This window comes from Mariniflexile gromovii (genome assembly GCF_017814435.1).
Taxonomy (GTDB): domain Bacteria; phylum Bacteroidota; class Bacteroidia; order Flavobacteriales; family Flavobacteriaceae; genus Mariniflexile; species Mariniflexile gromovii.
This window is the reverse complement of sequence record NZ_JAGJCB010000042.1, coordinates 1-4,670: the sequence shown is the minus strand read 5'-3', so window position 1 is coordinate 4,670 and position 4,670 is coordinate 1. Positions and strand designations below refer to the sequence as shown.

General features: G+C 28.8%; 4 protein-coding genes. All 4 read right to left on the bottom strand.

All coding sequences use genetic code 11. The features are described 5' to 3' along the window. Window positions 1-259: 259 nt before the first annotated feature. The 4 genes from J8H85_RS18725 to J8H85_RS18710 all read right to left on the bottom strand — a co-directional run bounded on the left by J8H85_RS18725 (window position 260) and on the right by J8H85_RS18710 (window position 4,425). On the bottom strand, window positions 260-1,687 hold the full coding sequence (locus J8H85_RS18725; RefSeq protein ID WP_209657215.1) for an ApeA N-terminal domain 1-containing protein: 1,428 nt from the start codon (window positions 1,685-1,687) through the stop codon (window positions 260-262). Window positions 1,688-1,947: 260 nt separating this feature from the next. Then, complete coding sequence (locus J8H85_RS18720) at window positions 1,948-2,388, bottom strand: hypothetical protein (RefSeq protein WP_209657214.1); 441 nt, start codon at window positions 2,386-2,388, stop codon at window positions 1,948-1,950. After that, window positions 2,372-3,697, bottom strand: coding sequence for an AAA family ATPase (locus J8H85_RS18715; protein WP_209657212.1), 1,326 nt, complete (start codon window positions 3,695-3,697; stop codon window positions 2,372-2,374). Before J8H85_RS18715 ends, J8H85_RS18720 begins: the two co-directional genes overlap by 17 nt. A 218-nt stretch (window positions 3,698-3,915) precedes the next feature. Next, entirely contained in the window at window positions 3,916-4,425 is a 510-nt protein-coding gene (locus J8H85_RS18710; protein WP_209657210.1) for a hypothetical protein, read from the bottom strand. Between the last annotated feature and the right edge of the window lie 245 nt (window positions 4,426-4,670).

Genomic DNA, 4,670 nt, shown 5'->3' with positions numbered 1-4,670 from the left:
TTGGCTATTTGGGAAAGAGAAAAGTCAAAAAAGTAATCTCGAATTAAAAATCCGATTACAGATAATATTAAAATCAGTCCTAAATATTTTAATGTGTTCGTCATTTCTCAAATGTATGGTAACGGTTTTGTGTATGGTTAGTTGCGTGTTTCAGCAACTAATTTAGTAAACAAAAACGAACGCGAGAAAATTCCGAAGGAATTTTCCAAATAAGCACTTGCCAAAGCAATTAATTATACACGTTGTTAGCAGAAGTTTTTTATTCCAATAAATGTCCAAACAGGTTATATGATTTTTCTTTAATCAAACTTTCCAATTTAGATTTGTCAAATCCCGATTCAATTAGAAACGCACTTATTAATAAAAGTTTCAATTTCTGATACAACCTAACTAATTCAATTCCGTCAGCAGCATCTTTCTTTTGTGCTTTGTTATAATGAGTATAGTAATTTCTTGACATGACAACATCTTTTACAAAAATTTTATGGCTACCAATCATTTTGTCTAATTCATTATTAGAGAATTCTTTTAATATGTATTTTAATCTAGCATCGTAAAAATGTTTTGGTTTTGATATTCTGGATTTAACCCAAGCTTTCAGTTCGGTTGGTGATGAGTCGATTACTCGGTTTACTTTATTCTCAAATTCTAAATCCTGCTCTTTCTTTGGTGTATCATCAACCAAATCTAGTCTTCTATGAAAACTCTCAGCTGCTTGAGCTACATTAATAAACAAGTTTTCTAAATAATACTTTGATACGTAATATTGGTTAAGAACAAGGTTAAAAGGTGCTTCAAAGTGTTCGTAATTACTAAACCAATTTTTCATTATAAGTTCGAAATCACTTTTTATATCATTAAAAGTAAAAAGCATTTCCCATGGATGCTGTTTTTGTTCAAATTTTAATTCTGGATTTATAATTTGATAACCATTAATGGCTTTTTGTAACATTTCTTGACTTCCAATATTTTCAGTTATTTTATCACTATAAAGTTCAATGTTTTCAATTCTTGAAGGTTTCTGTAAAGATGTAGATAGAAAATATTTGAATTTTTGAACTAGATAAATAAATTCATTTAAAGTTTTATATTTTTTTGATTGAAGTGAAAATATGGTTTTCTGACTTAGTTTAAGCTCTTTTGTAAAACGAAACTTAATTGGGTGATTTGATAAAAACTTTATCTCTAAATCAATATCGTCATTAACATTGACTTTTATTGGTTCAGGTGTTTGGTAGTTAATGTTTTTTGTATTGTTTTTGTAGTCGTTATCAGTTTCAAATCCACTAATACCAATCCATTCGTCAAGGTTGAATATTTCTAAATAAATTTGTTGAAAAACTAAATCTTCTTTTTTTAAAAAATGATGTCCTTTTAAAACTGTTCTAATTCGAAAATTTAAAGTAGAAAATTCATTTTCTTCATTTTTGCTTGTTTTGTTAGGTTTGTTTCTTGGTATTCCAGTTGATGACTTGAAACTACAATCACTTAGCGTAATGTCATCACCATCTGTAGTAATACCTAATATTATATCTTCTCCTTCATAATTTGAGTATTCATAAAAACTTCCAATAAGTTCAAGAGTATTCTTATTATTTTCATAATCGTATTTTAGAATACCTGGAATTTTTTTATTCGCATTTGATGGTAAAAACCACAAACCTTTATATTCAAAATTTTTAATCATTAAGTTTGATTTGTGAAGTTAAGTTATAGAATAGACAGGTGTTTGTTTAAATTTCTGCTAACGGTTTTGGCTAGGCTTTGTGCGGGCTTGAAAATCGACAAGATTTTCGAACACGTACTAAGCCGAAGCTTTTTGTTTGGATTTGTTTCTTTGTTTTCACAAAGCCAAATCAACAAGATTTGGCGACTTAGTAAATATACACAAAACTTTGAGAAAGCACAGAACCCGCATGAAGTTTAGCCGGTGTTGGGCATTCGTTTTTATGTATTCCTCTTTTTAGTTTTCCAGAATTCATGTTCTTTATCTAAAAATACAATATGAAACACGTTATCCTCAATATGACCAATTATACATTCTTTTCCTTGAATATGCATTGTACACCAAGTTACATCGGGTAAAACATGTTTTGGATGTACAAAAGCTGAGTCTGGCGGAAAACTTACTTTTGTATATGGTTTAATAATTTGTTGTGCAGTAGCTTGAGCCATAGTAATATGTGATACAGCTTTCAATTTATTGACCATTAGAGCGAGAAGCTTTTCTTCTTCCCATTCTTCAAAATCTTGTCCTTGATTAATGTCAAAATCTTTAAAACTAAAAACAATAAAAGGTTCTTTTCTAGAATCTCTAGTATCAATTTTTTTTGATTTTCGATTTAATGAAGCTTTACTTCTTGATTTAAATTTATTTCCCTTCCCCATAAAGCAATTGATTTAATTTTTCATCAATATTAAAATAAGGGATTGCTCCATATTTACCATCTAAGTAATTTTTGTCAAATGCTGATTTATTACGAACTTTATTTGTTTTAAAATCTCCTAAAGAAACTAATTCGGATGCTCCGAATTGATTTTTTTCAACAAACCATATTTGGTCTCTTCTAAAGGTTTCTTTGTTTAAAAGCGAAATATCATGAACAGCACATATTAATTGAGCATGTTTTGTATTAAACTTATGGAAAAAATCAATTAGTCTCAATGTTAAATGACTATGAAGTCTTGAGTCTAATTCATCTACTAAAAGAACTTTTCCATTTTGTAATGTATCAAACCATGGTCCTAATAAGTATAATAACTTTTTTGTTCCTTCAGATTCTTGTTTATCAAAGTTAAAAGGTACAGTATCAACTAAAATATTATTTTCATCATATTTTCTATGGTATGTAATAAGTTGATCTCTTTTAGGTTGTTTAGATTGAATTTTATGAATGCTTGTTAAAAGGTTGATTATTTCTTCATCCTTTTCTTTTTCTTTTAAGACATCCAAATCAATATCGTTTACATCTTCTTCAGTGGTGGATAAATTAGATATTTCTAAATACTTTATAAAATGTAAAACCCAATTGAAAAAGTTTTTATCTGATTTTAATTTATCTATAGTATACCTTTTATGTCCTCTGTCGTGTATACCATTAACAAAATTAAATTTTTTAAACCATTCAACTATACTAGATGAAGTGTCTTTTCCTAGTGTTGCTAATAATGAAAGGAATAGTACGTTTTCTTTTACATCAGTTTCTTTTCCTATAGCCTCCCCAAAAGATGATTTATTTATTTGAATATCTTGCAAGTCTCTCTTAAAAAGGTAAACTTCTTTAGAGGTTGTATGAAACAACCATTCAGCAATAATTTTATTATCATCTATTTCAAAACCATATCTATATTTTATATTGTTATTTATAAATACTATTTCGAAGTAACTAGATTCGTTTTCAGTTTTAGAATTTAAGATAAATTTTTCTAATGGAAATTTTCTTTCGTTATTTTCCATAAGTGCATCACGAAAGGAATTTATTACAGTTCCTTTCATAAATCCCATAGCTTCTAATAAGTTACTTTTTCCGCTAGCATTATTTCCATAAATAATAGCAGATTTAAGCAAACTTAATTTTGAATCTATTTGAAAAGTATGAGATTCATTATGTTCTTTAAATGATTTAGCTTTCACCATTGAAAGAGTAGTCAAATCTTTAAAGGATAAGAAATTTTCTACACTAAATTCGAGTATCATTTTATTTGTTTTTATTTATGCAAATGTATAATAAAATCTAAATTATGCAAATAAATAGCAAATAATTAAATTTGGTTGTTTTTCAAATGATGCCCAACGGTCTCGTATAACCGTCAGTTACGGGTTAATATGCGTTAATTTTCGGTTTGGCACAGACTTTAGCAATTCCGAGTGGATTCGGACGTAGTCGAATCCGCCGTAATTGCGGTTATACATTGTTAGCTGTCGTTTTTTATGTAATTTATTTGTTCGGTTATTATTTCATTCAATTCGTTTTTAGTCATTTGCTTTAATTCGTAAGATTTGCATACAACTTCGAGCGTTACATCCTTAAATTTTGCTACGTAATGTTTTCTATCAGACGAAAGTCCTTTGATATGTTTCGGGTGCGAACTGTTCATTTTTTCGATTTCGGCAATCCATTGAGAGTTTTTTACTTCAAAAAATCCGTAAAAACCTAATCCATATTTTTGAAGTGGATGTCCAATTTCATCATTAGGATAGCCATATTTATAAATCGATACAGAAGTGAAGCATAGCAAATCAATAATTCCGTCTTTTTCCTCAAGTAAAAGATATAATTCCTGTTGACTTGAAATTACAAAGTTCTCGTACATAAATCGGAAGCGTTTATCCAATTTAATTTCAGTCACAATGGGTTGAGAGTGATTTTCATTGTCAGTATCGACAATTTCTTTTGGATGTTTTTTCTTTCTAAATATATTCATTTTCAAATGACAGCTAACGGTTACGTATATGGAAAGTTGCGTGTTTGTGTGCGAGGATTTTCCGAAGGAAAATCAGAAGCTAGCAAACAAAACAACTAACTTTGGTTAAGCACAAAACAGCAATTTTTTATAGCATTCATGAAAAAGCAGAAAGTCCAGTATCTTTAAAGTTCACCAAAACAATTAAGATATGAAACCTGAACAAACTGCCCAACCAAAGTTATACATAGGAATTGACATACACA

Coding starts and splice junctions, on each gene's coding strand:
- J8H85_RS18725 (WP_209657215.1), bottom strand. CDS start 1,687: ATGATTAAAAATTTTGAATATAAAGGTTTGTGGTTTTTACCATCAAAT.
- J8H85_RS18720 (WP_209657214.1), bottom strand. CDS start 2,388: ATGGGGAAGGGAAATAAATTTAAATCAAGAAGTAAAGCTTCATTAAAT.
- J8H85_RS18715 (WP_209657212.1), bottom strand. CDS start 3,697: ATGATACTCGAATTTAGTGTAGAAAATTTCTTATCCTTTAAAGATTTG.
- J8H85_RS18710 (WP_209657210.1), bottom strand. CDS start 4,425: ATGAATATATTTAGAAAGAAAAAACATCCAAAAGAAATTGTCGATACT.